This window comes from Sphingomonas phyllosphaerae (assembly GCF_029623345.1).
Taxonomy (GTDB): domain Bacteria; phylum Pseudomonadota; class Alphaproteobacteria; order Sphingomonadales; family Sphingomonadaceae; genus Sphingomonas; species Sphingomonas phyllosphaerae_C.
On sequence record NZ_JAPYKH010000009.1, the window covers coordinates 66,150 to 92,086 of the forward strand.

Annotated in this window: 22 protein-coding genes; 10 read left to right on the forward strand and 12 right to left on the reverse strand. The window is 72.1% G+C overall.

Annotation, left to right across the window (positions count from 1 at the left end; genetic code table 11):
• Positions 1–6 precede the first annotated feature (6 nt).
• The 4 genes from QBJ89_RS10705 to QBJ89_RS10720 form a co-directional block, all read right to left on the reverse strand.
• Positions 7–1,233, reverse strand: coding sequence for a polysaccharide biosynthesis/export family protein (locus tag QBJ89_RS10705; protein WP_277980502.1), 1,227 nt, complete (start codon positions 1,231–1,233; stop codon positions 7–9).
• Between the two features lie 72 nt (positions 1,234–1,305).
• Positions 1,306–2,616, reverse strand: coding sequence for a glycosyltransferase family 4 protein (locus QBJ89_RS10710; RefSeq protein WP_277980503.1), 1,311 nt, complete (start codon positions 2,614–2,616; stop codon positions 1,306–1,308).
• Complete coding sequence (locus QBJ89_RS10715) at positions 2,613–3,755, reverse strand: glycosyltransferase (protein ID WP_277980504.1); 1,143 nt, start codon at positions 3,753–3,755, stop codon at positions 2,613–2,615. The genes QBJ89_RS10710 and QBJ89_RS10715 overlap by 4 nt, the downstream gene beginning before the upstream one ends.
• Positions 3,756–3,777: 22 nt before the next feature.
• Positions 3,778–5,946: a glycosyltransferase family 4 protein gene (locus QBJ89_RS10720; RefSeq protein ID WP_277980505.1), complete on the reverse strand. Its 2,169-nt coding sequence runs from the start codon at positions 5,944–5,946 to the stop codon at positions 3,778–3,780.
• A gap of 133 nt (positions 5,947–6,079) precedes the next feature.
• On the opposite strand from QBJ89_RS10720, the gene QBJ89_RS10725 reads away from it, so the two are divergent.
• Together QBJ89_RS10725 and QBJ89_RS10730 are read left to right on the forward strand one after the other, a co-directional pair.
• Positions 6,080–7,294 (forward strand): right-handed parallel beta-helix repeat-containing protein, encoded by a 1,215-nt coding sequence (locus QBJ89_RS10725; RefSeq protein ID WP_277980506.1) that lies wholly within the window; start codon positions 6,080–6,082, stop codon positions 7,292–7,294.
• Between the two features lie 15 nt (positions 7,295–7,309).
• A complete protein-coding gene (locus QBJ89_RS10730; RefSeq protein WP_277980507.1) occupies positions 7,310–8,257 on the forward strand; it encodes a glycosyl transferase family 90 in 948 nt (315 codons plus the stop codon).
• A gap of 10 nt (positions 8,258–8,267) precedes the next feature.
• On the opposite strand, the gene QBJ89_RS10735 is transcribed toward QBJ89_RS10730, so the two are convergent.
• Genes QBJ89_RS10735 through gmd form a run of 3 tightly spaced genes read right to left on the reverse strand, consistent with a single transcriptional unit; the run spans position 8,268 to position 10,847 of the window.
• Positions 8,268–8,927 carry an ABC transporter ATP-binding protein gene (locus tag QBJ89_RS10735; protein WP_277980508.1) on the reverse strand — a complete coding sequence of 220 codons (660 nt, stop codon included), beginning with the start codon at positions 8,925–8,927 and terminating at the stop codon, positions 8,268–8,270.
• A 28-nt stretch (positions 8,928–8,955) separates the two neighbouring features.
• Entirely contained in the window at positions 8,956–9,810 is an 855-nt protein-coding gene (locus QBJ89_RS10740) for a GDP-mannose 4,6-dehydratase (RefSeq protein ID WP_277980509.1), read from the reverse strand.
• Positions 9,810–10,847: a GDP-mannose 4,6-dehydratase gene (gmd, locus tag QBJ89_RS10745; RefSeq protein ID WP_277980510.1), complete on the reverse strand. Its 1,038-nt coding sequence runs from the start codon at positions 10,845–10,847 to the stop codon at positions 9,810–9,812. Before gmd ends, QBJ89_RS10740 begins: the two co-directional genes overlap by 1 nt.
• A 79-nt stretch (positions 10,848–10,926) precedes the next feature.
• Between gmd and QBJ89_RS10750 the strand changes: the two genes are divergently transcribed.
• The gene (locus QBJ89_RS10750) at positions 10,927–12,156 is read left to right on the forward strand and encodes a glycosyltransferase family 4 protein (RefSeq protein ID WP_277980511.1); all 1,230 of its coding nucleotides are present in this window, start codon (positions 10,927–10,929) and stop codon (positions 12,154–12,156) included.
• Here QBJ89_RS10750 and kdsA read toward each other — a convergent pair.
• Positions 12,153–12,983 (reverse strand): 3-deoxy-8-phosphooctulonate synthase, encoded by an 831-nt coding sequence (gene kdsA / locus QBJ89_RS10755; RefSeq protein ID WP_277980577.1) that lies wholly within the window; start codon positions 12,981–12,983, stop codon positions 12,153–12,155. The genes QBJ89_RS10750 and kdsA overlap by 4 nt on opposite strands.
• 142 nt (positions 12,984–13,125) lie before the next feature.
• Here kdsA and QBJ89_RS10760 point away from each other — a divergent pair, with 142 nt between their 5' ends.
• From QBJ89_RS10760 to QBJ89_RS10780, 5 genes are read left to right on the forward strand one after another with little or no spacing between them, the layout of a single operon-like run.
• Entirely contained in the window at positions 13,126–14,118 is a 993-nt protein-coding gene (locus QBJ89_RS10760) for a KpsF/GutQ family sugar-phosphate isomerase (protein ID WP_277980512.1), read from the forward strand.
• A gap of 32 nt (positions 14,119–14,150) precedes the next feature.
• A complete protein-coding gene (gene kdsB / locus QBJ89_RS10765) occupies positions 14,151–14,960 on the forward strand; it encodes a 3-deoxy-manno-octulosonate cytidylyltransferase (RefSeq protein WP_277980513.1) in 810 nt (269 codons plus the stop codon).
• Positions 14,957–15,556, forward strand: a complete 600-nt coding sequence (locus QBJ89_RS10770) for a histidine phosphatase family protein (protein WP_277980514.1) — start codon at positions 14,957–14,959, stop codon at positions 15,554–15,556. Before kdsB ends, QBJ89_RS10770 begins: the two co-directional genes overlap by 4 nt.
• A gap of 40 nt (positions 15,557–15,596) precedes the next feature.
• Positions 15,597–16,628 carry a phytanoyl-CoA dioxygenase family protein gene (locus QBJ89_RS10775; protein ID WP_277980515.1) on the forward strand — a complete coding sequence of 344 codons (1,032 nt, stop codon included), beginning with the start codon at positions 15,597–15,599 and terminating at the stop codon, positions 16,626–16,628.
• A 4-nt stretch (positions 16,629–16,632) separates the two neighbouring features.
• Complete coding sequence (locus QBJ89_RS10780) at positions 16,633–18,162, forward strand: beta-3-deoxy-D-manno-oct-2-ulosonic acid transferase (RefSeq protein WP_277980516.1); 1,530 nt, start codon at positions 16,633–16,635, stop codon at positions 18,160–18,162.
• Here QBJ89_RS10780 and QBJ89_RS10785 read toward each other — a convergent pair.
• Positions 18,159–18,833 (reverse strand): sterol desaturase family protein, encoded by a 675-nt coding sequence (locus QBJ89_RS10785; protein WP_277980517.1) that lies wholly within the window; start codon positions 18,831–18,833, stop codon positions 18,159–18,161. The two genes, QBJ89_RS10780 and QBJ89_RS10785, sit on opposite strands and share 4 nt — an antisense overlap.
• A gap of 92 nt (positions 18,834–18,925) precedes the next feature.
• On the opposite strand from QBJ89_RS10785, the gene QBJ89_RS10790 reads away from it, so the two are divergent.
• Positions 18,926–19,735, forward strand: coding sequence for an SDR family NAD(P)-dependent oxidoreductase (locus QBJ89_RS10790; protein ID WP_277980518.1), 810 nt, complete (start codon positions 18,926–18,928; stop codon positions 19,733–19,735).
• Here the strand turns inward: QBJ89_RS10790 and QBJ89_RS10795 are convergent.
• Positions 19,732–21,207, reverse strand: a complete 1,476-nt coding sequence (locus QBJ89_RS10795; protein ID WP_277980519.1) for an LTA synthase family protein — start codon at positions 21,205–21,207, stop codon at positions 19,732–19,734. The two genes, QBJ89_RS10790 and QBJ89_RS10795, sit on opposite strands and share 4 nt — an antisense overlap.
• Before the next feature lie 126 nt (positions 21,208–21,333).
• Between QBJ89_RS10795 and QBJ89_RS10800 the strand changes: the two genes are divergently transcribed.
• Positions 21,334–22,692: a capsule biosynthesis protein gene (locus QBJ89_RS10800; RefSeq protein WP_277980520.1), complete on the forward strand. Its 1,359-nt coding sequence runs from the start codon at positions 21,334–21,336 to the stop codon at positions 22,690–22,692.
• Between the two features lie 71 nt (positions 22,693–22,763).
• Here the strand turns inward: QBJ89_RS10800 and QBJ89_RS10805 are convergent, their stop codons facing one another.
• Together QBJ89_RS10805 and QBJ89_RS10810 are read right to left on the reverse strand one after the other, a co-directional pair.
• On the reverse strand, positions 22,764–23,945 hold the full coding sequence (locus tag QBJ89_RS10805) for an AAA family ATPase (RefSeq protein WP_277980521.1): 1,182 nt from the start codon (positions 23,943–23,945) through the stop codon (positions 22,764–22,766).
• Between the two features lie 1,116 nt (positions 23,946–25,061).
• Positions 25,062–25,802, reverse strand: a complete 741-nt coding sequence (locus QBJ89_RS10810) for an alpha/beta fold hydrolase (RefSeq protein WP_277980522.1) — start codon at positions 25,800–25,802, stop codon at positions 25,062–25,064.
• Between the last annotated feature and the right edge of the window lie 135 nt (positions 25,803–25,937).

Here is a 25,937-nt window from a genome sequence, read left to right on the forward strand (position 1 = left end):
CCCGCGCTACCGCGTGGCGTTCTGCACCGCGATCACCGGTGAGAAGAGCTGCCCGAGCGCCTGGACCAGCTTGAGCGGCTCGTTGGCCGAGGCGTTGGCGATATAGACCACGTCCTTGTCGCGCATCGCGAACCGCTGGGCCAAGAAGTAGTTCTGCGCTTGCAGCATGTTGATCCGATAGGCGACGGGCCGGGCGGCCGGGTCCGCCGCGGCCGCCGCCACGCCGGGAGCGGCGGTGCCGGTGGGCAGGCGGAAGACGAAGACGGAACGCGGGTCGGCGCGGCTGTCGTTGGGGCCGCCCGCGCGCGCCAGCGCCTCGGCCAACGTCAGCGTGCGGCTCTCGAACGGGATTTGCGAGATCCGGTCGATCGCGCCGAACACGGTGAAGGTGCGCGGCTGGCGGATCAGCTCGATCCGGTCGCCGCCCAGCAGCATGATGTCGTCGGGCGAGCCGGCGACGATCGTGTCGAGCGGCTGCTCCACCGTGCGGCTGCCACGCGTAAAGCGCACGATCGCGTCCTGCGCGCCGGTGCCGGTCGCGGTCGAGGCGCCGGTCTGGGTCGCGCGGCTGATCCCGCCGGTCTCGGCGATGGCGTCGAGCAGTCGCTCGCGTGCCAGCGTCAGCGGCAGCCGCCGCGGGTTGGAGACCGCGCCCATGATCACCACCGTGTTGGCGACGTTGCGGCGCAGCGACACCAGTACCTGCGGGCTCTGCGACTTGCCGCGCAGCGCGTCGACGATCCGGCGCTGCACCTGCGCCGGGGTGAGGCCCGCGACCGCGATCGTGCCGGCATAGGGCACGGTGATGTTGCCGTCGCGATCGACCATCACCCCACCGTCGCCGATCGCCTCGGCAGTGGCGGACGGCGCCGCCTCGGCCGCGGCGCTGCCCCCCGCACCGGCGAGGCTGGCGCGTCCGCCGAACAGCGTGACCCCGACCTCGTAGATCTGGATCGCGAGCACGTCGCCCGGTCCGAGCGTGTCGACCGTGCCGTCGGCGGAGAGCGCGGCGAGCGCGCCCGTCGGCGTGTCGACGGTGGACAGCGCCGCGATGTTCTGCGGCGAGATGTCGACGATCTGGAAGCCGATGTCGTTCCGGCGCGTCGCGTCGTGCGCGATCTGCTTGCCCGTCGGCCCGTTGCGCGGCAGCGTGGCGCAGCCGCTCACCGACACCGCCGCCAGCACCAACGCCAGCCCCGGAGGTGCGATCCGCACCGAGCGTTCAACCCGCATTCCCTCACTCCACCACGGCCGACGGCCCCGCCGCGCCCGCGCCAATCCGCGCGACCGCCTGTCGCCGTGCGCCTAGCGTGTGGCAACCTGCCGGTAAAGTTGACCGATCCTGTCGGCGAAGGCGGCCTGGGAGAAATGCGCCGCCCGGGCCGGTCCGGCCGCGGCCAGCTCCGCGCGCAGCGCGGCGTCGCCGTCGAGCCGACGGATCGCGGCGACCATCGCGTCCATGTCATAAGGATCGACCGCCAGCGCCGCCGCGCCGTTAATCTCGGGCAGCGCGCCGGTGGTGCTCGACAGCAGCGGCACCCCGGCGGCGAGCGCTTCCAGCGCGGGCAGCCCGAAGCCCTCGTACAGCGCCGGGAACAGCGCCGCGCGCGCGCCGTGGAGCAGGTCGGTGAGCAGCGCGCGCGGGACATAGTCGATGCGGCGGATCCGCTCGGCGCCGGGCAGGCGACGGCCGTGCGCGGCGCCGAGCAGCTTGAGCTCGCGCTCGGCGTGCCACGCCTCCTTGCCGACGATCACCAGCGGGGTCGCGACGTCCGCCTCGAGATAGGCCTGGATGACGCGGCCGAGGTTCTTCTTGGGCTCGATCGCGCCGAAGAAGAGGAAGTAGCCGCGCATGTCGAGGTCGAACAGCCGCCGCAGCCGGTCGGGCAGCGCCGCCGGATCGCGCAGCGCGGGCATGTCGCTCGACTGATAGCAGTTGGTCACCCGCGCCGGATCGGCGTCGAGCAGGGCGATGATGTCGTCGCGCGACCGCTCCGATACGGTCACGATCTGGTCCGCGCGCGCGACGCAGGCGCGCACCAGCATGTCGTAATAGCGTTTGTCCTCCAGGCTGGCGCCGGGCAGGCGCAGCGGGACGAGATCGTGCAGCGTGTAGAGGTTGCGCGCGCCCGCCAGCCGGAGCGGCAGCGGGTAGGTCCAGTGCATGATCGCGGGCGGGTCGGGCATCCGCAGCGTCATGAAGCGGCCGTAGCGGCGGAAATGGCGCGCGCAGACGTCGAAGATCTCGCTGAGATTGTAGAGCCGGTCGAACGCGGGCAGCCGGTCCGCGCCGTCCGCCGCGAGCGCCCGCCCCGTCACCGGCACCGCGATCAGCTCGTGCGCGAGCGGGTGGACGCGCCACCGCCGCAGCTTGCGACGCAGCGACAGCCGCGCCGGAGCGTCCGCACCCAATTGGCCGAAGAACAGCGACTCGCGCAACGCCGCGTCGGCCTTGCGCGGGATCGTGACCCCGAAGACCAGGTCGATAGGGTAGCCCAGCGACCGCACCGCCGCGGCGAGGTTGCGCCCGTAGGTCGCCACCCCGGTGCCCTGCGGCAGCGCGAGATTATAGCCGTCGATGCCGATCCGGAGGGGCGCTGCGCCGTCGTCGCTCATGCCGTGCCGTACAGGCTGAACAGGCGCCGTGCATAGGGGGCGAGCGCGAAGTGCTCCGCGCGGCGCTCGCCCAGCGCGGCGAGCCGCGCGCGCAGCGCGGCGTCGCGATCGATCGCGGCGAGCGCGCGGGCCAGCGCGGCGCGGTCGAGCGGATCGACCAGCAGCGCGGCGCCGCCGGCGACCTCCGCCAGCGCGGGGACGTCGCCGGCGAGAACGGGCGTGCCGAGCGCCATCGCCTCCGCCACCGGCAGCCCGAAGCCCTCGGAGAGCGACACCAGCACGAGTGCGCGCGCGGCGGCGATCAAGGCCAGCACGGTCGCGCGCGGCTGGAGCCCGAGCCGGATCGCGCCCGGGGTCGCGGCGATCCGCGCGTCGATCGCGTCGGCGCCGAGCCCGTCGGGACCGGCGATCACCAGCGGCGTCGCGATCCCGCCGGCACGATAGCCGTCGAGCAGGCGAAGCAGGTTTTTGCGCGCCTCGACCGCACCGACATAGAGCAGATAGCCGCCCGGCCGCAGGCCATCCGGTAGCGCCGCCGTCGCGGCTCCGGCGACGTCCACCCCCTGGTGGCAGCAGCGCACCGCCGCCTCGGGCCAGTCGAGCCGCTCGACGATCTGCCGCTGCGCCGCGGCGGAGACGGTCGCGAACGTGCCGCCTGCGGCGCGCAGCGCGTGCAGCAGGCGGCGCAGCCGCGCGCCATTCACCGGGCTCGGGATCGCGGGATCGAGCGGCATCACGTCGTGCACGGTGTAGAGGTTGCGCCACCCCACCAGGCGCAGCGGCAACGGATAGGTCCAGTGCATTACGCCGCCCGCCCCCGGCACCCGCACCGGCATCGGGCGCGCGTGGAGGTCGAAGAACACCTGCGCCTCGCGGAACAGGTCAGGGAGGATGAAGCCTTGTCCGCCCGCGCGCGCGGCGCGCGGCCACGGCCGTGCCGCCGCCAGCAACTTGGCCGGGCGCGACCGCCGCGCCGCGGCGCCGCCGCTCTCGAGCACGAGCGGCGCGCGCCCCGCGTCGCGCAGCGCGGCGATCAGCGTGCGGGCATATTGCGCCACCCCGGTCCCCGCCCCGCCGTCGTCGAGCAGCCGCCCGTCGACGCAGATCGGCGGTCGCGGATCCGGTGCCGGCGCGGTCATCGCGTCCTCACCGCGGCGCCGCTCAGGCCGCGAGGTCGCGCAGCGTCATCGCCTCGAGCAGTTCCTGGCGGCCGAGGATATTGTCGGCACGCGCGTAGCCGACCGAGCGTAGCCCGATCGCGAAGTCGCGCTTGTCTTCGCTGAACAGCGCGTAGCTGCCGGTGACGGTGAAGCCGAGCCGGATCTCGCCGTCCTCCCCGACGCGCACCGGCAGCCGGATCCCGCCCCCGCCCCGATCGAGGTCGCGCAGCGCGATCGACGCCGATTCCGCCTCCGCCACCTGGTCGAAGACGGTGAGGCGGCAGTCGAGCGCGCCGGGCGCGATCGAGAAGCGGACATAGGCCAACACCCCCTCGCCCGGCGGCAGCTCGGTCGCGATCGTGACCGCGGGGGTCGACCCGCGCAGCCAGATGCCGTGGTTCTCCGCGGCATAGACCGCGTCCGAGTTGACCTGGAGCCGGTTGAGCTGGCGGAAGTAGCGCCGCACGTCGACGCGGTCGCCGGGAAACACCTGGAAGGAGAAGCTTTCGCCCTCGCGCAGCCGCACGTCGAACGGCCGCACCGGATCCTCGCGGTGGCGCTTCACCTTCTCGAGGAAGTCGGCGCCGACATCGCGCCACGTGCGCGCGACGAAGCGGTCGCGGATCGCCTGGGTGCGCTCGCGCAGATAGGCGCGATCGGTGATCAGGCGGCGGAACACCGCGACCCCCTCGGTCAGGTTGAACGGGTCGACATAGTCGATCAGGTCGCCGCCGACTTCGGGGATCGAGGAGGTGTTCGACGCGACGCACGGGCGGCCGTGGAACAGGCTCTCGCCGACCGGCAGGCCCCAGCCCTCGACGAAGCTGGTGAAGACCGAGAAGTCGCAGCCGGCATAGACTGCGTTGAGTTCGCCGTCGGAGAGGTTGTGCGCGATGTGCAGCCGGCCGCCGAGGTTGCCGGTAGTCTTGAGCACGTCGGTCAGCGCGCCGATCTTCCAGCCGTGCCGGCCGACGAAGACGAGTTCGGGCACGTCGACCCCGTCCGCGATCAGCCGCCGCCAGGCGTTGACGACGTAGAGGTGGTTCTTGCGCCCTTCGATCGTCGAGACATAAGCGACGTAACGCTTCCCCTTCACCCGCTGCAGCTGCTTGGGCCAGGGCACCGAATGATCGGCCTCGCGGGTGAGGTGATGCGCCAGCGGCACCGTCTCCATCGGGATCGTGCGACCGCCGTTCTCCGCGATGAAGGCGGCCAGCGCGTGGCGCGTCGCGTCCGAGATGGTGAGCAGGAAGTCGGCGGTGGCGCACAGCTCGCAGATCGCCATCGTGAAATCGGTGACGAGCGCCTCGTCGCAGAATTCCGGGTGCGTCACCGGGATGATGTCATAGACATAGGCGCCGAGGCGGACGCCGTCGCGCTTCGACCGGGCGAGCGGCTGGATGCTGTTGCCCAGCCCCCAGAAGGCGCCGAGCAGGATGATCGTGCTGCCGCGCGCCGGGCGCACGCGCACCGCGGCGTCCTCGCACGCCATCAGCATCGCGCGCAACGTCTCGTGATCGACCTGCCGGCTCGACGCATAGTCGATCACGCGCAGCAGCTCCGCATTGTCGACCATCCAGAACTCGCCGGCGGGCAGCGCCGGCGCGTCGGCACCGGCGCTGCCCAGGATGAAGCGGACGTCGACGTCGCCGTCGCGGATCGCGTGCAGCGCGATCCCCGCCTGGACGCGCTGGATCCCCGACATCGTCACATGCGCCTTGAGATAGCCGAACAGGTCCTGGATCGCGAAGAAGACGGTGCCGTCGCCCAGGCTCGTCGCCACGGTCGAGCGCGTGTCGCGGCGCAGCAGGCGGACATGGTGCAGCGCCTCGGTGCTGGGCGCGACCGCGTTGACCCGCTCATAGGCGGCCAGTGCCTCCTCGCCGCGGCCGAGCCGCCGCAGCACGTCGGCGAGATGGATGTTGGCGTCGGCGTCGCGCGGATCGAGGTCGACAGCGGCCTGGTAGGCGTCGGCCGCCTCGGTGAGCAGCCCCTGCTCCTTCCACGCATGGCCCAGCTGCACCCAGATCGGCCGGTCGGTCGGCTGCGCGGCGAGGTGGCGGGCGTACGCCTCGGCCGCGCCGCGCCAGTCGCGTGCATCGCGGCATTGATTACCCTTGCGGCGGTCGCTAGCCCCCTTCGCGCCACCCCAGATTCTCGAAGGCATCATCTTGCTCCTGCAGCGCCTTGCCGACCGGCGCGCCGTGTCGCGGTGCCACCTGCACCAACCTAGATCGTCCCGCAAGTCGGGCGGGTCCGGGGGGATCGGCCGGTATCGGGCACTTCTCCTGGCGGCGCTGGCGGTGCTGCTGGGCGTCGTCGCGGCGACGCTGGGCGCGGATCGGACGCTCGCGGCGGTCGCGGCGCCGTGCCGCGCGCTGACGCTGGCGGCGAACCGCACGACAGACGCCGGCGCGGCGCTCCAGGCCTGCCTCGACGCGACCCCCGCGGGTGGGCGGATCGAGCTCGCGCCCGGTCGCTATCGCCTCGCCACGCCGGTGCGGCTGGATCATCCGCTCACGCTGACGACGCGCGGCAGCACGCCCGACGCACCGGCGTGTTCGACCGACGGGCGACGCTGCGCGCTGCTCCACCTAGCGATCGCGGCCGCGCCACCGTCCGCGGGGGCGGTGATGCCGTTCGAGGTGGCGAGCGACCGGGCGCGGATTGACCGGCTGGTGTTCGTCGGCACGCGACGGTCCGACCCCGCCCTGTCGGCGCGGCGCTGCGCGTCGGACACGGAGCGGCCGATGGGCGGCGGCCTCCGCGTCAACGGCAATGCGATCACGATCACGCGCTCGGTGTTCCGCGACATGGCCTGCTACAGCGCGCTCGAATATGGCCGCGGCGCCGGGGCGGTGATCCGCGACAATGACTTCACCGCGAACGGCACGCATACCGCCGAGCTGCGCTGGGCCGACGGGCTGACGATCCATGACGTGACCGGCTTCCAGGTGACCGGCAACCGCTTCCGCGACAATACCGACGTCCAGCTGATCCTCGGCGGCTGCGTCGGCTGCACGATCACGAACAATCGCTTCGACCATGGCGGCACCGCGGCGGGCGGATCCTTCGCGGAGCTGATGCTGCAGGCGTGGCCGAACGCGACCAGCGGCGATTTCACCGGCACCCGCACCGCCGGCAATCGGATCGATTGCGGCGCGCGGCGGCGTTGCGGGTTCGGTCTGATGATCGGGTCCGCGCCCTGGTACGCGGCGCCGGCGTTCGGCGGGACGGTGACGCGCAACCGCGTCCGCGGCGCGATGCTGGCGCTCAACGTCGACTCACTGACCGGCGCGATGACGATCGCCGACAATGATCTCGCCGCCGCGTCCGGCACCTGGCCGAGCGCGTGCGGGCCGCAGCGCACCGCGCCCGCCGCGGCGAACGTCTCGCCCGCCTCGCGCGGCTTCCTCGCGCCCGCGACGATCCCTGCCGGGGCGACGGCACGCCGCTATTGCATCCTCAACCACCCCGGGCCAGCACCGGCCCCGCCCCCGCCCGCCGCGGCGCCGTGATGGAAATGACTCGTTATGCGTGAAGACGTTACGGTGCTGCCGCTCGATGCGTTCCGCGAGATCGTCGGGCCGCAGTGCAACCCGTTCCTGACGATCGCCGTGTCCGGCACGCTCGCTCCCGGCGGGCTGCGCTTCGCCACGACGGGGATCCACGACGGCGTGCCGCACGAGCGCCCGCTGGCGACGATCGACTATCTGCGCCATCTCCAGGATCGCATCCGCGCCGCCGGCGCCGATCGCGACGCCGCGGTGCAGCTGATCTTCCAGTCGGAGGACGTGCCCGCCGAGCTGCCGAGCGTCTCGTGGGAAGCCAAGCGCGGGTGGGACAGCGTCGCGCTGATCCCGGACATCTATTATTATCACGCCGGCGGCTATGAGGGGTTCGCCCCGGAGCAGACCCCCTGGGCGGAGCGCCGCAGCACCGTCGTCTGGCGCGGCTCGACCACCGGGCTGTTCTACCAGAAGCTCGACGATCTCGACCGGCTGCCGCGCTACCGCCTCTGCCGCATCGCGACCCTGCTCGGCTCCATCGCCGACGTCGGCCTCAGCGCCGTGGTGCAGGCGTTCGACGCCGAGCACGAGCAGCTCATCGCCGACCGGCTGCGCCGCGAGGAGCTGCTCAAGCCGTTCGTGCCGATGACGGAGATGACGCGCTATCGCTACATCCTCGACATGGACGGCAATTCGAACAGCTGGAACTTCATGGCCAAGCTGCGCCTCGGCTGCTGCGTGCTGCGCGTCGACAGCGAGTGGCAGCAGTGGTTCGGCCCGCGGCTGCTGCCCTGGGTCCATTACGTGCCGGTCGCGCAGGATCTCTCGGACGTGGCGGGCAAGGTCGGCTGGTGCCTCGACCATGAGGAGGAGTGCGAGGCGATCGCGCAACGCGGCGCCGACTTCGCCCGCACGATGGTCTTCGCCGACGAGATGGCCGCGGCAGCGCGCACCGCGTTCGACCGGCCGTGAGCCGAAGCGATCAGTGCACCGCCTGGTGCCGCAGGTGCACGTCGATCGCCTCGTCGATCGTGTCGTAGAAGGTCAGGCGGCCCTCGTGCAGCACCGCGCCGCGCTCGCAATAGGCCCGCAGCGTGTTGGGATCGTGGCTGATCATCAGCAGCGTGCCGGCCGAGCGGCGGTGGTGCAGCGCGTCCTCGCAGCGCTGGCGGAAGCGGTCGTCACCCGCGGCGGTGACCTCGTCGACGAGATAGCAGTCGAAATCGATCGCCAGCGAGATGCCGAACGCGAGGCGCGCCAGCATGCCCGCGGAATAGCTGTAGATCGGCTGAAAGAAATAGGCGCCGAGCTGCGCGAAATCCTGGACGTAGTCGAGCAGCGCCTGGATGTCCTTGCCGTAGATCCGGGCGATGAAGCGCGCATTGTCGGCCCCGGTCAGGGTCGACTGGAAGCAGCTCGAATAGCCGATCGGCCAGGAGCAGGAGACCGTGCGCGTGATCCGGCCGAGGCTGGGCGCCTCGACGCCCGAGATCAGCCGCATCAGCGTCGACTTGCCCGCGCCGTTGGCGCCGCAGATGCCGAGGCTGCAGCCGGTCGGAATCTCGAAGCTGAGGTCGCTCAGCACATCCTTCCGGAATTTCCGGATGTGATAGCTCTTCGACACGTTCTCGAACGAAATCATCTCTCAGCCGCGATCCACGCCGTTACCGTCAGGTCGTCTCATCGGCCCCGTACATCCATCGCAGCGTGTCCGCCAGCGCGCGCGGTCGCCATGACGGCAGCGTGGCGCGCAGCAGGGTCGCGTCGCCGCCGAGCACCGCGACATCGTCGGTGCGGACGAAGTCCGGGTTGACCGTGACGTCGAGGCGATGGCCGCTGATCGCGCCGAGCTCGGCCACGATGTCGTCGATCGAGGAGACGGTGCTGGTGGCGATGTTGACCACGGGCGGCACCGTCGCCGCCAGCGCCAGCCCGGCATAGGCCTCGGCGACCGAGCGGACGTCGCCGAAGTCGCGCCGCACCCAGGTGTTGCCCAGCTCGATCGTCCCGGCCGCGCGGCGATAATGCGCGACGATCTTGGGGATCAGATACTGATCGGGTTGCCCCACGCCGGTGTAGTTGAACGGGCGCGTTACGACGAGCTCGAGCCGCTGCCGCCACAGCTCCGCGCCCAGCTCCATCGCGCGCTTGCTGACCGCATAATGATTGGCCGGTCGGGTCGGCGCGTCCTCGCGGATGAGCCCTTCCGCACCCTGGCCATAGACCTGCGCGCTCGACGCCAGCACGCAGCGCGCACCCGGCCGGTGACGCGCCACCGCGTCGAGCAGGTTGAACGTGCCGAGCTGGTTGACCGCGTAGAAGGCGCGCCAGTCGGTCGCGCCGACGAAGGCGTGGCCGGCGAGATGGATCAGCCGGTCGAACGTGGTCGCGCCGACCGCCGCGTCGACCGCCGCTTCGTCGCGCAGATCGACCTGGAGCGCGACCGGCGTCGCGCCCGCCTGTTCGAGCGCCGCGGACACGAAGCGCCCGGTGAAGCCGTGCGCGCCGGTCAGCGCGACCCGCATCAGAACGACCAGCCGGCGGCGTTGCGCCGCATGTCGGCCTCCACCATCAGCCGCGCGAGCTCCTCCAGCTGCACCTCCGGCTCCCAGCCGAGCTCGGCCTTGGCCTTGGCGGGATCGCCGATCAGCAGGTCGACCTCGGCGGGGCGGTAGAATTGCGGGTTGACGCGTACCAGCAGCCGGCCGGTGGCGCGGTCGACGCCGGTCTCCTTGTCCTCCTTGCCCGACCAGTCGAGCGCGATGCCGACCTGGGCAAAGGCGAGCTCGACGAAATGCCGCACCGTCTCGGCCCGGTGGGTGGCGAGCACGAACGTGTCGGGCGTGTCGTGCTGCAGCATCAGCCGCATGCCTTCGACATAGTCCTTGGCATAGCCCCAGTCGCGCTGCGCATCCAGGTTGCCGAGCTCGAGCAGCTCGGCCTTGCCGTGCGCGATCTTGGCGACCGTGTCGGTGATCTTGCGCGTGACGAACTCGCGGCCGCGCAGCGGCGACTCGTGGTTGAACAGGATCCCGCTGGTGCCGAAAATGCCGAAGCTCTCGCGATAGTTGACGGTTAGCCAATGGGCATAGAGCTTGGCCACGCCGTAGGGGCTGCGCGGGTAGAAGGGGGTGCGGTCGGTCTGCGGTATCTCCTGCACCTTGCCGAACATCTCCGACGTCGATGCCTGGTAGAAGCGGATGTCCCGGTTGACGGTGCGGATCGCCTCCAGGAGATAGGCCGCGCCCAGGCCGGTGATCTGGCCGGTGGTGATCGGCTGGTCGAACGACACGCCGACGAAGCTCTGCGCCGCGAGATTGTAGATCTCGGTCGCCTCCGAGGTCTCGATCAGCCGGATCGCCGAGCCCATGTCGGTGAGATCATATTCGACCAGCTTGAGCGCGGGGTGGTTCGAGATGCCGAGCTCGTCGATCCGCCAGAAATTGACCGAGCTGGTGCGGCGATAGGTGCCGTAGACGGTATAGCCGCGGCCGAGCAGATTCTCCGCCAAATAGGCGCCGTCCTGACCGCTGATCCCGGTGACGATGGCGGTCTTCGACATAGTTACTCCCACGATAGCGTGGCGTGCGCCTTTATCAGGTCATGACACGAAAGCCAGAAGCCGCCGCACGCGCGCCCGGGTGACCGCGGCGGCGACGCCGCCTATAGCCGCGGGCGTGACCCCCGCCGATCCCCTCCTGCTCGACGTCGGGCGCCTGGTCTGGCGCGGCTGGGCCGGGCGGCTGCCGACCGGGATCGACCGCGTCTGCCACGCCTATCTCGACCGCTACGCCGGCCGCGCGCACGGCGTGATCCAGTGGAAGGGACGCCGCTTCGTGCTGCCGCCGGACGACACCGCGCGGCTCGCCGCGCTGCTGGCGAGCGACGCCGCCGACCGGCGGCCGCGCCTCGCCGCGCTGCTGGCGCGCGCGCTGCCGCGTGCCGTCCGCGCGCCGCGCCGCGGCGCGCTCTATCTCAACGTCGGCCATACCGGTCTCGACGATCCCGGGCTGGTCGACTGGATCGCGCGCCACGAGCTGCGCGCGGTCCACTTCATCCACGATCTGATCCCGCTCGAGACGCCGGAATATTGCCGCCCCGGCGAGGCGGCGCGGCACGAACGGCGGATGCGCCACGCGCTGGCGAGCGCGAGCGGCATCATCGGCAACTCGCAGGCCACGCTCGACGCGCTCGACGCCTTTGGCGCGGCGCGCGGCCTGCCGCGCCCGCCCGCGGTCGCGGCGTGGCTGGCGGCCGATGCGCTGCCGCATGCCGCCGCCCCCGTCATCGCGGAGCGGCCGTATTTCGTGGCGGTCGGCACGATCGAGGGCCGCAAGAACCACCTGCTGCTGCTCCAGCTGTGGCGCGCGCTGGCGCAGCGGCTGGGCGCGACCGCACCGCGCCTCGTGCTGGTCGGCCAGCGCGGCTGGGAGGCAGCGGACGCGATGGCGCTGCTCGACCGCTGCGCCGCGCTGGCGCCGCTGGTCGAGGAGCGCGGCCGCTGCGACGACGAGGCGCTGGCGGCGCTGCTGAGCGGCGCGCGCGCGCTGCTCATGCCCTCCTTCGCCGAGGGCTATGGCATGCCCGTGGTGGAGGCGATGCGGCTCGGCGTGCCGGTGATCGCCTCCGACCTGGCGGTGTTCCGCGAGATCGCGGGGACGATCCCGACCTATCTGTCGCCGCTCGACGCGGTAGCGTGGGAGCGCGCGGTGCTCGACTTCGCGGGCGAGTCGGCGGCGCGCGAGCGCCAGCGCGCCGCCCTGCGCGATTATCGCGCGCCCGACTGGGGCACGCATTTCGCCGCAGTCGCGCCGTGGCTCGCCGCTTTGCCCGCGCGCGTCGAGCGCGCCGTCATCGCCGCGCGCGGCTAGAGCCGCTTCACCACCGCGTCGATCGCGATCAGCTGGCGCAGCAGCGGCTCGAGCTGGTCGAGCGGCCAGGAATTGGCGCCGTCCGACAGCGCGCGATCGGGATCGGGGTGGGTCTCGATGAAGAGGCCCGCCACCCCCGCGCCGACCGCGGCGCGCGCCAGCACCGGCACGAACTCGCGCTGCCCGCCCGAGCGGTCGCCGTGGCCGCCGGGCAGCTGGACCGAGTGGGTCGCGTCGAACACCACCGGGCAGCCGGTCTCGCGCATGATCGCCAGCCCGCGCATGTCGGAGACGAGGTTGTTGTAGCCGAACGAGGCGCCGCGCTCGCAGACGGTGAAATTGTCGGCGCCGTGCCCCGCTGCGGTCGCCGCCGCGCGCGCCTTGGCGACGACGTTGACCATGTCGCCCGGCGCCATGAACTGCGCCTTCTTGATGTTGACCGGCCGCCCGCTCGCCGCGACCGCGGCGATGAAGTCGGTCTGCCGCGCCAGGAAGGCGGGGGTCTGCAGCATGTCGACCGCGGCGGCCACGGGCGCGACCTGCTCCTCGGTATGGACGTCGGTCAGCACCGGCACGCCGATCTCGTCGCGCACCTTGGCGAGGATGCGCAGCCCCTCCTCCATGCCGGGGCCGCGGAAGGTCCGGCCCGAGCTGCGGTTCGCCTTGTCGAACGAACTCTTGTAGACGAACGGGAGACCCAGCCGCGCGGTGATGTCGCGCAGCGTCGCCGCGGTGGAGAGCGCCAGCGCCTCGCTCTCGATCGCGCACGGCCCGGCGATCAGGAACAACGGGTGCTCGGGACCTATCGCGTGGCCGAACAGTTGCATCGGATCCATTCCCGTCGTTTCTGCTGCAACCGCGAATTGGCGCGGCGCTAGACATGGGTTATAGGCGCGCGCTTCGGCGCCCGGTCCCGGCCGGGTAGCTCCCCTGCGGCGGATTGGCTACCCGCCCGACGAGGTGACGGGTGTGCGTATCAACGAGACGAGCCAGGCCGAGGCGGCGGTGCGATCGGCGCTCAACACCATCCGCGTCGAGCGCGCCGCGCTCGAGGTCCTCGCCGACACGCTGCTGACCGCGCCGATGCGCGAGGCGTTCGCGCGCACCGTCGCCGCGATCGCCGCCACCAAGGGGCGGCTGATCGTGACCGGCATGGGCAAGAGCGGGATCATCGGCCGCAAGATCGCGGCGACGATGACCTCCACCGGCACGCCCTCGCTGTTCCTCCACCCCGGCGAGGCGAGCCACGGCGATCTCGGCATGATCACCGGCGACGAGGTGGTGCTGGCGATCACCTGGTCGGGCGAGACCACCGAGCTGGGCGACCTGATCGCTTATTGCCACCGCTTCGCGGTGACGCTGATCGTCGCCACCGCGCGGGTGGACAGCACCGCGGGGCGCGCCGCGACGGTCTGCCTGCCGCTCCCGCACGTCGACGAGGCCTGCCCCAACCGGCTCGCCCCCACCTCCTCGACCACGCTCCAGGCGGTGCTGGGCGACGCGCTGGCGATCGCTTTGGTCGAGCAGCGCGGCTTCTCGACCTCCGATTTCCTCACCTTCCACCCCGGCGGGCGGCTCGGCGCGCGGCTCACCACGGTGGCGCAGCTGATGGGCAAGGCCGAGGACATGCCGGTGGTGCGGGTCGGCGCCTCGCTGATGGAGGCGACGATCGAGATGAGCCACAAGCGCTACGGCGCCACCGCGGTGGTCGACGCGGCGGGGCAGCTCGTCGGCGTCTTCACCGACGGCGACCTGCGCCGCAGCTTCGCCGCCCAGCACCTGCACGAGCCGATCGAGGCGCACATGACCCCCAACCCGCTTGCGGTCGAGGCCGACACGCTGTCGATCGACGCGCTGCGGCTGATGAACGCCGAGGCGGTCACCGTCCTGTTCGTCTGTGCTGGCCGCCGGCCGATCGGCGCGCTGCACATGCACGACCTGCTGCGCGCGGGCGTCGCCTGAGCCCGCCCCCCGACCAGTCCCCGACCCCGCCCGTGCGCGACCTCATCGTCGTCCCGGCGCGCTATGGCTCGACGCGGCTGCCCGGCAAGCCGCTGCGCACGATCGCCGGTCGCACCCTGCTCGAGCGCGTCGCGCAGGTCGCGGCCGCGGCCGCGGCGCTGGCGGGCGCGTGCGACATGGTGGTGGCGACCGACGACGAGCCCGTCGCCGATCACGCGCGCGCGCTGGGACACGAGGTGGCGATGACCGCGGCGGCGATCGAGTCGGGTTCGGGCCGCGCTTATGCCGCGGCGTGTCAGCGTGCCGCGCCGCCGGGGATCGTCGTCAACCTGCAGGGTGACGCGCCCTTCGTGCCGCCCGCGCTGGTGGCGGCGCTGCTCGCCGCGGCGCGGCGCAGCACCGCCGCCTGCGTCACCCCGGTGGTGCGGCTCGACTGGGCCGCGCTCGACCGGCTGCGCGCGCACAAGCGCGACTCGCCGTTCAGCGGCACCACCTGCGTGCGCGGCGACGACGGCGATGCTCTGTGGTTCTCCAAGGCGATCCTGCCCGCGATCCGCGACGAGGCGGAGCTGCGCGCGGCCGGCCCGCTGTCGCCGGTGTACCGCCATCTCGGCCTCTACGCCTATCGCCTCGCCGCCCTGGCGCGGTTCGAGGCGGCGGCGCCCGGCTGCTACGAGCGGCTCGAGGGGCTGGAGCAGCTGCGCTTCCTCGAACTGGGTATGACCGTGCACACGATCGTGGCCGACCCGCCGGCGCACAGCATGTCGGGGATCGACACGGCGGCCGATGTCGCGCTGGCGGAGGAACTGATCCGCCGCCACGGCGATCCTCATCCGGCATGAGCGCGACCTTCGTCATCGTCCGCCACGGCGACACGTTCGCGCCCGGCGCGCCGCCGCGCCGCATCGGCGCGCGCACCGACCTGCCGCTGGTCGAATCGGGGCGCGCGCAGGCGGCCACGCTCGGCGCGGCGTTCGCGCGGCGCGGCTGGCACTTCGACCGGATCCTGGCGGCGCCGCTCCGCCGCGCGCGCGACACCGCCGAGGCGATCCGCAGCGCATTGCCCGACGCCCCCGCGCTCGAGCCCGCCGACTTCCTCGCCGAGATCGACCACGGCCCCGACGAGGACCGCGCCGAGCCCGAGGTGATCGCGCGCGTCGGTGCCGCGGCGCTGGCGGCGTGGGACGCGCGCGGCGAGCCACCGCCCGGCTGGCAGGTCGATCCAGCGGCGCGGGTCGCCGCCTGGCGCGAGCTCTACGCGCGCGCGAAGGGCGAGACGCTGCTGGTCACCAGCAACGGCGCGGCGCGCTTCGCGCTCCTGGCCGAGCCGGCGCTGACGCTGGGGCTGGCGTCGCTCAAGCTGCGCACCGGCGCCTTCGGCCTGCTCCGCGCCACGCCCGCAGGCATGGCGCGGCTCGCCTGGGACAAGCGGCCGTGAGCGGTTGCGCGCGTCCGCCGTATCGGAGAGAGACGCGGCGATGAACCCGGCGCGGCTGCTCCTCTATCCCTGGTGGGTCGCCCAGCTCGCGACCGGCGCCAAGGCGTTCTGCGACAATCCCGTGATCGGCTCGCCGCGGCTCAACCGCTGGGGGCTGCACGCCGCGCGCGTGCGCACCGCGGCACGGCTGGCGACGGCGCGACGGCGCCGGCTGGCGGCGCTCGTCGACCCCGCCGACCGCGCCGCCTTCGATCGCGACGGCTTCGTGCTGCGGCGCGACTTCCTGCCGCCGGCCGAGTTCGCCGCGCTGCGGCAGCAGGCGCTCGGCCGCGCCGCGCCCGCGCGCGAGATGGTGCAGGGCGACACGATCACGCGCCGCATCGCGCTTGACCCCGCTGCGCTGGCAGCGATGCCCGCGGTCGCGGCGCTGGTGCGCGGCGCGACCTGGCGCGGGCTGATGCGCTACGCCGGCAGCTTCGACAGCGAGCCGATCGGCTATATCCAGACGATCCTGTCGCACGTGAGCGACGGCCCGCCCGACCCGCAGACCGCGCTCCACGCCGACACCTTCCACGCCACCGTCAAGGCGTGGTTCTTCCTCACCGACGTCGCGGCGGACGAAGGCCCGTTCGTCTACGTCCCCGGCTCGCACCGCATGACCCCCGCGCGGATCGCCTGGGAGAAGGAGCGCAGCGTCCGCGCCGCGCGCGGGCTCGACCGGCTGTCGTCGCGCGGGTCGCTGCGCGTCGCCGCGGAGGAGCTCGCCGCACTCGGCCTGCCCGCGCCGCGCGCGTTCGCGGTGCCGGCGAACACGCTGGTGGTGGCGGATACGTCGGGCTTTCACGCGCGCGGCCCGTCGCTGCGCCCGGCGACGCGGATCGAGATCTGGAGCTACGGGCGGCGCAACCCCTTCCTGCCCTGGGCCGGGCTCGACGCGATGAGCCTGCCCAGCATCGCCGAACGCCGCGCCACGCTCGCCTGGGCGGCGCGCGACCGGCTCGCCGGGCTGCTCGGCCAGCCCTGGGCCGACGTCGGGTCGAAGACGCCCGATGCGCCCGCGGCGCGCGGCTGAGACGATGTCCGACCCCGCGGCCGCGCTGCCGCTGCTGCGCGCCCCGCCCTTCCCCGGCGCGCGCGTGCTCCTCTCCGAGCCGGGTCCGGCGCCGCCCCGCCCCGTCGCGCCGGCGACGGTGGAGCGCCTGTTCGCCGCGCTGCGCGCCGCGCGGGTCGGCGGCAGCTTTTGGGCGCCGGTGGGGGCAATCACGCAGTGGGTCGACCGCGCCGCCGCACCGCTCGGCGAGCCGGTCGACCCGTGGTCGGTGCTCGCGCCGGGAGTGACGGTACGCGGCTGCGGCGACGACGAGTGGATCGCGCTCGCGCAGATCGCAGGCGCGCGGGTCGAGCTGACCGCGCCGGGGCGCTACGACACGCCCGAGAAGGTCGCCGCGGCGCTGCTCGCGCGGCGCTATCGCGATCCCTTCACCGGCGCGGCGAGCGATCTCGACGCGACGGTGGCGCTGCTCGGGCTGTGGCGAGACATCGCCGCGGCCAATCGCGCGATCGTCGCCGCCTGCGGCATCGCCTGGTGGAAGCGGCGCGAGATCCGGCGCGTCCTGTGGTCGCCGGGGCGGTCGTTGCGCTTCTACCGCTCGGAGCGTGGCGCGATCGCGCACGCCGCGCGGGTCGGCGGCGCGATCGCGGTGTGGCCGTCACGCGTCTCGGCGGCGATGGCGCGGGACGCCGCGGCGGCGGGGGTGCCGCTGGTGCGCGTCGAGGACGGGTTCGTCCGCTCGGTCGGACTCGGCAGCGACATGGTGCCGCCGTCCTCGATCACGGTCGACGCGCGCGGCATCCACTACGACCCGGCGCACGCCAGCGACCTCGAGCAGCTGCTCGCCACCGCGACGTTCGCGCCCGCGCTGCTGGCGCGCGCGGCGCGGCTGCGCGCGACCGTGATCGAAGGCCGGATCAGCAAATATGGCGGCGCCGCGGCACAGACCTTCCCGCCGCGCGCGACCGGTCGCCGGCTGGTGCTGGTCCCCGGCCAGGTCGAGGACGATATGTCGGTACGGCTCGGCGGCCACGGCTTGGCGAGCAACCTCGAGCTACTGCGCCGCGCCCGCGCGCTCGAGCCCGAGGCCGAGATCTGGTTCCGCCCGCATCCCGACGTCGATGCCGGGCACCGCCGTGGCGCGGTGCGCGACGCCGACGCGCTGGCGCTGGCCGACCGGGTGGTGCGCGGCGGCGCGATGGCCGACCTGCTCGACCGGGTCGACGGCGTCCACGTGCTCACCTCGCTGACCGGCTTCGAGGCGCTGCTGCGCGGGCGCGACGTGACCTGCCACGGCACGCCCTTCTACGCCGGCTGGGGGATGACGCGCGACCTCGCCCCGGTGCCCGATCGGCGCGGCCGCGCGCTGACGCTCGACGAATTGGTGGCGGGCGTGCTGATCCTCTACCCGCGCTACCTCGATCCCGTCACCGCTTTGCCCTGCCCGCCCGAGACGCTGGTGGCGCGCATGGCGGCGGGGGGAGCGGTCAACCGGCTCGACCGCGTCAGCCGGATCCGTCGCTGGCAGGGCCGCATCGCGCGGCGCTGGCGCTAGGCGTCGGCGCGCGGCGCCGATCCCGCCGCCTTCTTGGCGGAAAGATGGGTGCCGAAGACATGGTCCCAGAACATCGCGGTGATGGCGTAATTGCCCTCTTCCCGGCCGTGGTGGTGGCGCAGGTGGTGGCGCCGCAGCATGCGCATCAGCCGCCCGCGCACCGGCAGCCGGTGGCAGGCGAAGTGCACCGCATCATAGACGACATAGCCCAGGATGAAGCCGAGGAAGAGCACCGTGCCGGCCCCGCCCAGCGCCCACGCCATCGCGGCCCAGATCGCGCCCGACCAGGTCACGCTGACGATCGGCGGCATGATGCTGCGCCACGGATCGTTCGGATCGTCGTGGTGGTTGCCGTGCATCAGGAAGACGAACCGGCGCCCCCATTGGGTCGGCAGCGCCAGGTGGAACAGATAGCGGTGCATGACATATTCGAACAGCGACCAGGTGAGCAGCCCGGCCAGCACGAGCCCGATCCACGCCGCCGCACCGACCCGCCCGAGGCTGGCGCAGAACACGATCGTCAGCAGCACCGCCCAGAGCGCGACGAACAGTTGCGGCGGCATCACCGTCAGCCGCTCCATCCAGCCGAACCGGAACAGCCGCAGACGCGGGTGGCCGACGCCGGCGCTGACGCGCCGCGAGGGTTTGCGGCTGGCTCGGCTCACATCCATGGCCCGGCCATGGACAGATAAGCGTCTGGTCTGTCAAGTTGCGGTGCAGCGAGAACCGCCGAACCGGTGCAGTAATACCACAGCTTACCAGCATGATGAATGATCCCGATCAAGCGGCAGAGCGACCTCGCCGCATCCTCGTCACCGGCGCGTCGAGCGGGCTGGGTGCGGCGCTGGCGCGTCATTATGCCGCGCCCGGCCGCGCGCTGCTGCTGTGGGCGCGCGATCCGGCGCGGCTCGCGGCGGTCGCCGCGGACTGTCGTCGCGCCGGCGCAACCGCGCAGGTCCGCTCGCTCGACCTCGCCGACAGTGCCGCCGCGCTCGCCGCGCTCGCCGCGGACGAGGCCGCGGGCGCGATCGACCTGGCGATCCTGGCGGCGGGGCTCGGCGACGTCCGCGGCCGCGGCCGCACGGTGGAGGAGGCCGCGGCGGTGGTGCGGCTCGGCCTGGTCAATTTCGTCACGCCCGGCGCGATGGCGGCCGACCTGGCCGAGCGCATGGCCGCGCGCAGGCGCGGCGACATCGTGCTGATCGGCTCGGCCGCGGCGGCGCACTCGCTGCCCTTCGCCGCCGCCTATGCGGGCTCGAAGGCGGGGCTGGCGCGGCTCGCCGATGCGCTGCGGGTCGCGGTCGCGCCGCACGGGGTGCGCGTGCTGCTGGTCGAGCCGGGCCCGTTCGACACACCCGGCGGCCGGCTCGTCCCCGCGCCCGCATGGCTGACGCGGCGCCCCGATTGGGTCGCGGCGCGGATCGCGCGCGCCAGCGAGCGCGGGCAGGCGCGGCTGACGCTGCCGTGGTTCTTCGCGCTGCTGCGCTGGGTGGATCGCCTTCTCCCGCGGGGCGCGAGGGACCGCCTGCTGCGCGCGCTGGCGCCTGACCCGACCGACGTGCCTCCTCGCTAGGGCGCAGCGACCGCCGCCAGGATGGCGTGATGCAGCTCCGCCGGGGTGAGATCGACGCGTCGGCCGGCCTCGCCTGCCTCACCCGGCCGATCACCGAGGCGAAGGATCACATAGGGCGTGTGGCGTTCGGGGCCGGGCGCGATCGCGCCGGGGATGCTGGGGCGGTGGTCGCCGAAGAACACCAGCAGCGCGCGGCGACCGGCGCGCTCGAGATGATCGATCAGCTCGCCCAGCATCGCGTCGCTGCCGCGCAGGTGGCGCAGATAGGCGTCGAGCCCGCCGGGCGAGCCCGCGATCCGCTCCTTCCCCCACGGCCCGTGATTCTCCATCGTCACCGCGTAGACGAAGGTGGGCGCGGTCGCGGCGTCGGCGAGCGCGCCCAGCGCCGCGCCGAGCGTCCGGTCCTCGACGTAGCGGCCGGTGCCCGGCGCCGCCGCGGCGAACGCCTCCTCGCCCACCAGCCGCTCGAAGCCGACCGCGGGCATCAGCCGGTCGCGCCCGTAGAAGCGCAGGTCGTGCGGGTGGACGAACAGGGTGCGATAGCCGCGCCCGCGCAGCCGCGCCGACAGCGCGTAGCTCGCCTCGCCGTTCGCGGTGAGGAAGGGATCGTAGCGGCGGAAGCCCAGCGCGGCCTCGTCGCGCCCGAACAGCACGCCATATTCGGTCCGCATCGTATAGGCGCCGAAGCCGCTGACGTGGAGCTCGCCCCATCGCCACGCCGCGGCGCGCGCGCGCGACAGCCCGGGCAGCGGCGCGGCGCCCGCGAGCACGACCGGGTCCGCGAAGGACTCGCACTGGACGACGATCACCAGCTCGGGGCCGGGCGCGGGGCCGGGCGCGGGGCCGGGGTCGGGTCCGGCCTTGCGCTCGGGCGGCAGCGGAGGCGGGTCGGGCTGCGCGCGCCAGCGCCGCCAGTAGAGCAGCAGCGTCGCCACCAGCCCGTGGCGCGCGAGATCGGCCTCGGCATCGGGCACGCGCGCCAGCGCGGCGAGCGACGGTCGGCGCAGCAGCCCCCCCAGCAGCGCCAGCGCGACCGCTGCGATCGCCGCACCGGCGAGGTGCGGCGCCACGCGCGGCACGAACAGCCAGGCCAGCGCCGCGGGCAGCGCCAGCGCGCCCAGCACGCCGAGCGCGCGCTGCGCCGGCGACAGCGCGGTCAGGTAGAAGCCGGGATGGCGCACCATCGCGCCGATCAACGCGAGGTCGGAGAAGAGCAAGGGCTCGCCCAGCACCGCGCGCTTGGCGTTGGACGCGATCGCGAGCGCCGCGAGCAGCGCCGCCGCGAGCAGCGCGGCAGCCGGCGCGGTGCCCGTCACGGCGAGACCGAGCCCGAAGACGATCGTCATCACCACCAACAGCACCGCGCTCCCCCGCCCGCTGCGCCGCAGCCGCCGCGCGCGCGGCCGCACCGTCGCATCGAGCGCGAGCGCGGCGACCAGCAGCAGGAGATAGGACAGGACGGGGATCGTCACGCTACAGCCGCGCACTCGCTCGAGGATGAGGCGGCGGCCCGGCGGCACGCGACCGGGCGGCGCTATAGGTCGACGAGACGTGATTGTCATGTCGCCTCGGCGCGCGAACCGCTGTATCGCGGCGCGATGACTGACCTGCCGCTCATCCCGGACGCGCTGCCGAAGATCGCGGCGCCGGGCGCGACACCGCTGCCGCAGCAGCGTGAGATCCTGCTGCTTCAGGGTCTGATGGGGCCGCTGTTCCGCCGCGTCGGCCAGGCACTGCGGCGACGCGGCTATGGCGTCCACAAGGTCCATTTCAACGGCGGCGATCGGCTGTTCTGGCGACTCCCCGGTGGGATCGACTACCGCGGCGCGCCGGCGGACTGGCCCGACGCGCTCGCCGCGCTGATCCGCGAGCGCGGCATCACCGACGTGATCCTGTTCGGCGACTGCCGCCCGCTCCACATCGCCGCGATCACGACCTGCCGCGCGCTGCACGTCCCCGTCCACGTCTTCGAGGAGGGCTATATCCGCCCCGATTGGGTGACGTTCGAGCCGGGTGGGGTGAACGGCCATTCCAGCCTGCCGCGCGATCCGGCCTGGTACCTCGCCGAGGCGGCGCGCCTGCCGCCCGCGCCCGAGCACCGCCAGGTGCCCTCCTCCTTCCGGCGCCGCGCCGCCGAGGCGGTGGTGTACAACAGCGCGGACGTGTTCACGCGCTGGTATTATCCGCATTGGCAGAACCATCGCCCGTGGCACCCGCTGGTCGAGGCGGCGGGCTGGATCCGGCGGCTGCGCCGGCGCCGCCAGGCGGCGGAGCGGTCGCGCCTGCTGGTCGAGCGGCTGCTCGGCCGCGGCGCGCCCTATGTCCTGTTCCCGCTCCAGCTCGATTCCGACGCGCAGATCCGGCTCCACTCGGATTTCGCCGGCATCTCGGACGCGCTGCGGGTGGTGATCGAGTCATTCGCGCGCCACGCGCCGCCCGAGCTGCGCCTCGTGATCAAGGAGCATCCGCTCGACAATGGCGTGCGCGACTGGTGCGGCGAGGCGGCGGCGCTCGCGGCGCGCCACGGCGTGGCCGACCGGATCGACTATATGGAGAGCGGCGACATCGTGCCGGTCGCGCATGCCGCGCGCGGCATGGTGACGATCAACAGCACCAGCGGCACGCTCGCGCTCGCCGCCGGGGTGCCGGTGATCGCGCTCGGCCAGGCCGTCTATGACATCGCCGGGATCACCGATCAGCGCGGGTTGGACGCCTTCTGGCGCGATCCCGTCGCGCCCGATCCGGCGGTGTTCGCCGCCTTCCGCCGCGTGCTGATCGATCGCTGCCTGGTGCCGGGCGGCTTCTTCTCCGACGCCGCGCTCGACGCGGTGACGCAGGGCGTGGTCGCGCGGTTCGAGGCGGCGAGCCCGCTGCGGCTGACCGAGGCCGCCGGGCACGACGCACCGCCGCCGCTGCCGCGCGCGACCCCGCAGGCGGGACGATCCGCCGTGGGCTAGGGTCTGTTTTCGACCTTGCGCGGGTGACCGCTTCGCGGCGGGTGGAACCTTGCTGCGATCGAATACAGACCCTAGCTCCCCTCCCCCGGCATCACGCGGCGCATGAACTGATCGAACAGCGGCACCGTGAAGGCGGTGTCGCCATGCGCGGGGCTGTAGAGCATGCCCTTGGCGATCAGGCTGTTGCGCGTCGGCGCCACCGAGGAGACCTTGACCCCCAGCGCCTCCGCCACGTCGCCGGAGCGGTGCGGCCCCGGCCCCCGCGTCGCCATGGCGCGCAGATAGCGCTTCTCCGCCGGGGTGAGCCGGTCGAAGCGGACGCGGAAGAAGCTGGCGTCGAGCTCCGCCAGCGCCGCCGCGCGCGCCGCGGCGACGTCGGCCGCGGTGATCGGCGACCCGTCGGCCGCGTCCCAGCTGTGCTTGCCCCATTCCTGCAGGAAATAGGGGTAGCCCTGCGTGTCGGCGACGATCGCGGCGACCGCCTCGGGCTGGATCGTCTCGTCCTCGCGCTCGATCGGCAGCCGGATCGCGTCGGCCGCGGCCGTGGCGTCGAGCGGACCGAGCGCGACGAACTCGAACAATCGCTCGGCATAGGATTTGGCGCGCCCCATCTGGCCGAGCAGCTGCGGCAGCCCCGCCCCTACCAGCGTCACCGGCAGGCGCTTCTGGTTGGCGCGGTGGAGCGCGCTGATCAGCGCGGCGAGCTGGTCCTCGGCGACATATTGCAGCTCGTCGACGATCAGCACCAGCGCGCTGTCGCGCTCGCGCGCGGCCTCGCCCACCGCCACCATCAGGTCGGCGAGGTCGAGGTCGAGGTCGCCCGAATCGGCCAGGCCGGGCTCGGGCTCGAGATCGAGCGCGACCTCGAAGTCGCTGTACTTCACCTTGAGCTTGGCGAAGCCGGCGAGCGCGCGCAGCGCGCGGCGCACCCCCTCCCCGGCCCGAGCACCGCGATCGAGCCGCAGCAGCCCGGCGCGCAGGGATGGCGCCAGCAGCGCGGGGAGCGAGCGCTGCTCGGGCGCCTCGATCGTCACCGCTAGTATGCGCTCGGCCTCGACCTCGTCGCGCACCGCGCCGAGCAGCACCGTCTTGCCGACACCGCGCAGCCCGTAGAAGATTGTCGAGCGCGCCGGCCGCCCGGCGCGGATGCGATCGAGCGCGACGAGGGTGCGCTCGAGCAGCGGCTCGCGCCCGGCGAGCTCGGGCGGGGGTGTGCCGGCACCAGGAGCGAAGGGATTGCGACGCGGATCCATAGCGATGTTATGGCGAGTTAGTGTAATCCTGTAAACTCGGATAAGCTCACTTGAATGTGGCGCTGGTAATCACAGCGAGGCCAGACATCCGCCGGATGCTTCGCGCTGACGAATGTGAATGAAGGTCGGTTTGGCGTGCACTCCGATGACCTACCAAGCAGCGGTCAGCGTTGTGCGCCGCCGCGTTGAAAGACGTCTGCGAGCGGATGCATGAACGAGCGAGCACGATTCGTTCCCGAAGTATCGACTCGCCTCCGCGGGCTGAGGGTGTAGCTGGCACAGCGCCCCCCCTAAGGTGGCGCGCACGCCATCACGCGGCTGAGGCTCCGCGGAGTGCGCCTAAGTTAATCCGAACTATCGATACATCAGGAACGGATCCGCGCGCCCCGCAATCGAGCGCGATGGTTAGAGGGTGAGCTGCCGATACATCAGGAAAACGATGGCGTATCGGACATGCACTTTTTCGGCGAGCTCGCGCGAGGTATCGCATCGCTCATTCCCTCCGTGTTGCACAAAGAGACCCAGCATGGAGTGTCACGCCATAGCTAGAGAAAAGTGGGGAAGCGATCTCGCACGCTTCGACCCACCAAAGATTTTGCCGATTGGTATTATGCCACGCAGCACAGTGCACAGCGGTCTCATTAATTAATCCGCAACGTCGCGGCGAAACAGCGCAGTGAGATTAGCCGTTTCTGCTATATCCAGATAGAACGAATAAACACAACTACGGATTACTCCTTACGGAATAAGAAGTTTAATGATTCTATAATAGAAAACATCCGCTAATTATCATTCAGATGAGTGAATTTTGAGAAGATTGAACCAGGACTTGTACATCATACACTACAATTGCCTCGTACGCCAACAGACCTGTGTCTGAGCTACTGTTCACTTCTAAGCGTCCGCTCAGTTTTGGGCGTGCGGGGGCTTTCGCGCCTTCTCTCAAGCACCCTTAACAAACGGCCGCTTTTTCCGAGATCCAACCGAAAGCGGACAGGCCGTTTTCCACCCTCGGCCGCCGATCGGGCCCCTTCCCCGCCTTCTGAACGAACGGCAGTTTTCCCCGGCCGACCGCCCGATATCGGACAGGCAGTTATCCACCCGAAACCGCCGCCTTCAGTTTCGAAGCTGATGTCCACGAACAGCAGCGACGCCCTCCAGGATGCCATCGACGACAAAGGCCGGTGCTTCATGCGGTAGCCCATGCCCAGCTCGCGCAGCAACGTTCTGGCGCGCGTTCGTCGACAGCGCGAGGAACTGCCGCTGCATGCGCTGGGTCGCGTCTTCCAACCGGACAGCGATCGGCTCCGACAATCCAGGCACCATGCGAAAGCGCGGACTATGGGTCAGCACGATCACGGGCTTCTTACCCAGCGAAGTCAGCTGGCGCGCCTCGCGGGCGCTCGTTCGCATGTCCAGTCGCTCCTCGTTCTTGCTCGGATCCGTTTGCATGCTGGTGAGGAACGAACGAGCCTCCGTGACCGCCTTTTCCTCGCCCGGCGCCGGAGGAGGCAAGAGCGCGAGCCATGTCGTGACCTGATCGGGATGCGTCGAGGACACCAACACGAGACCGGCCGTTTCAGCAGGGTATTGCGCAGCGAATACCTGAGCATGGAGCCCGCCGATCGAATGGCCGACAAGAAGGTACGGGCCCTTCACCTCTGCTGCTGACAATGCGGCATGCAGGTCGTGAGCGGCGTCTGAGCTGGAGCGTGGACCAGCCGGGGCCGGATCGCTCGCCCCGAGGCCCGCCCGATCATACAAGCAGACGCGAGTCACCGACCCCACCTGCGCAGCGATCGCCTGCCAACCTGTGTCCTCGACCGGCGCGGTCCCCATTCCGCCATCGATCACCACCGTCGGTGCTCCCGTGCCCTTACAGGAGAGCCGGATTGATCGGTTACCGACATCAAAGCGCCCGTCAGCAGGCTTCTCCGGAGCAGCCGCTACCTGGCCGGGCGCAATACCGGCGATGCAGGACAAGAGCGCGGC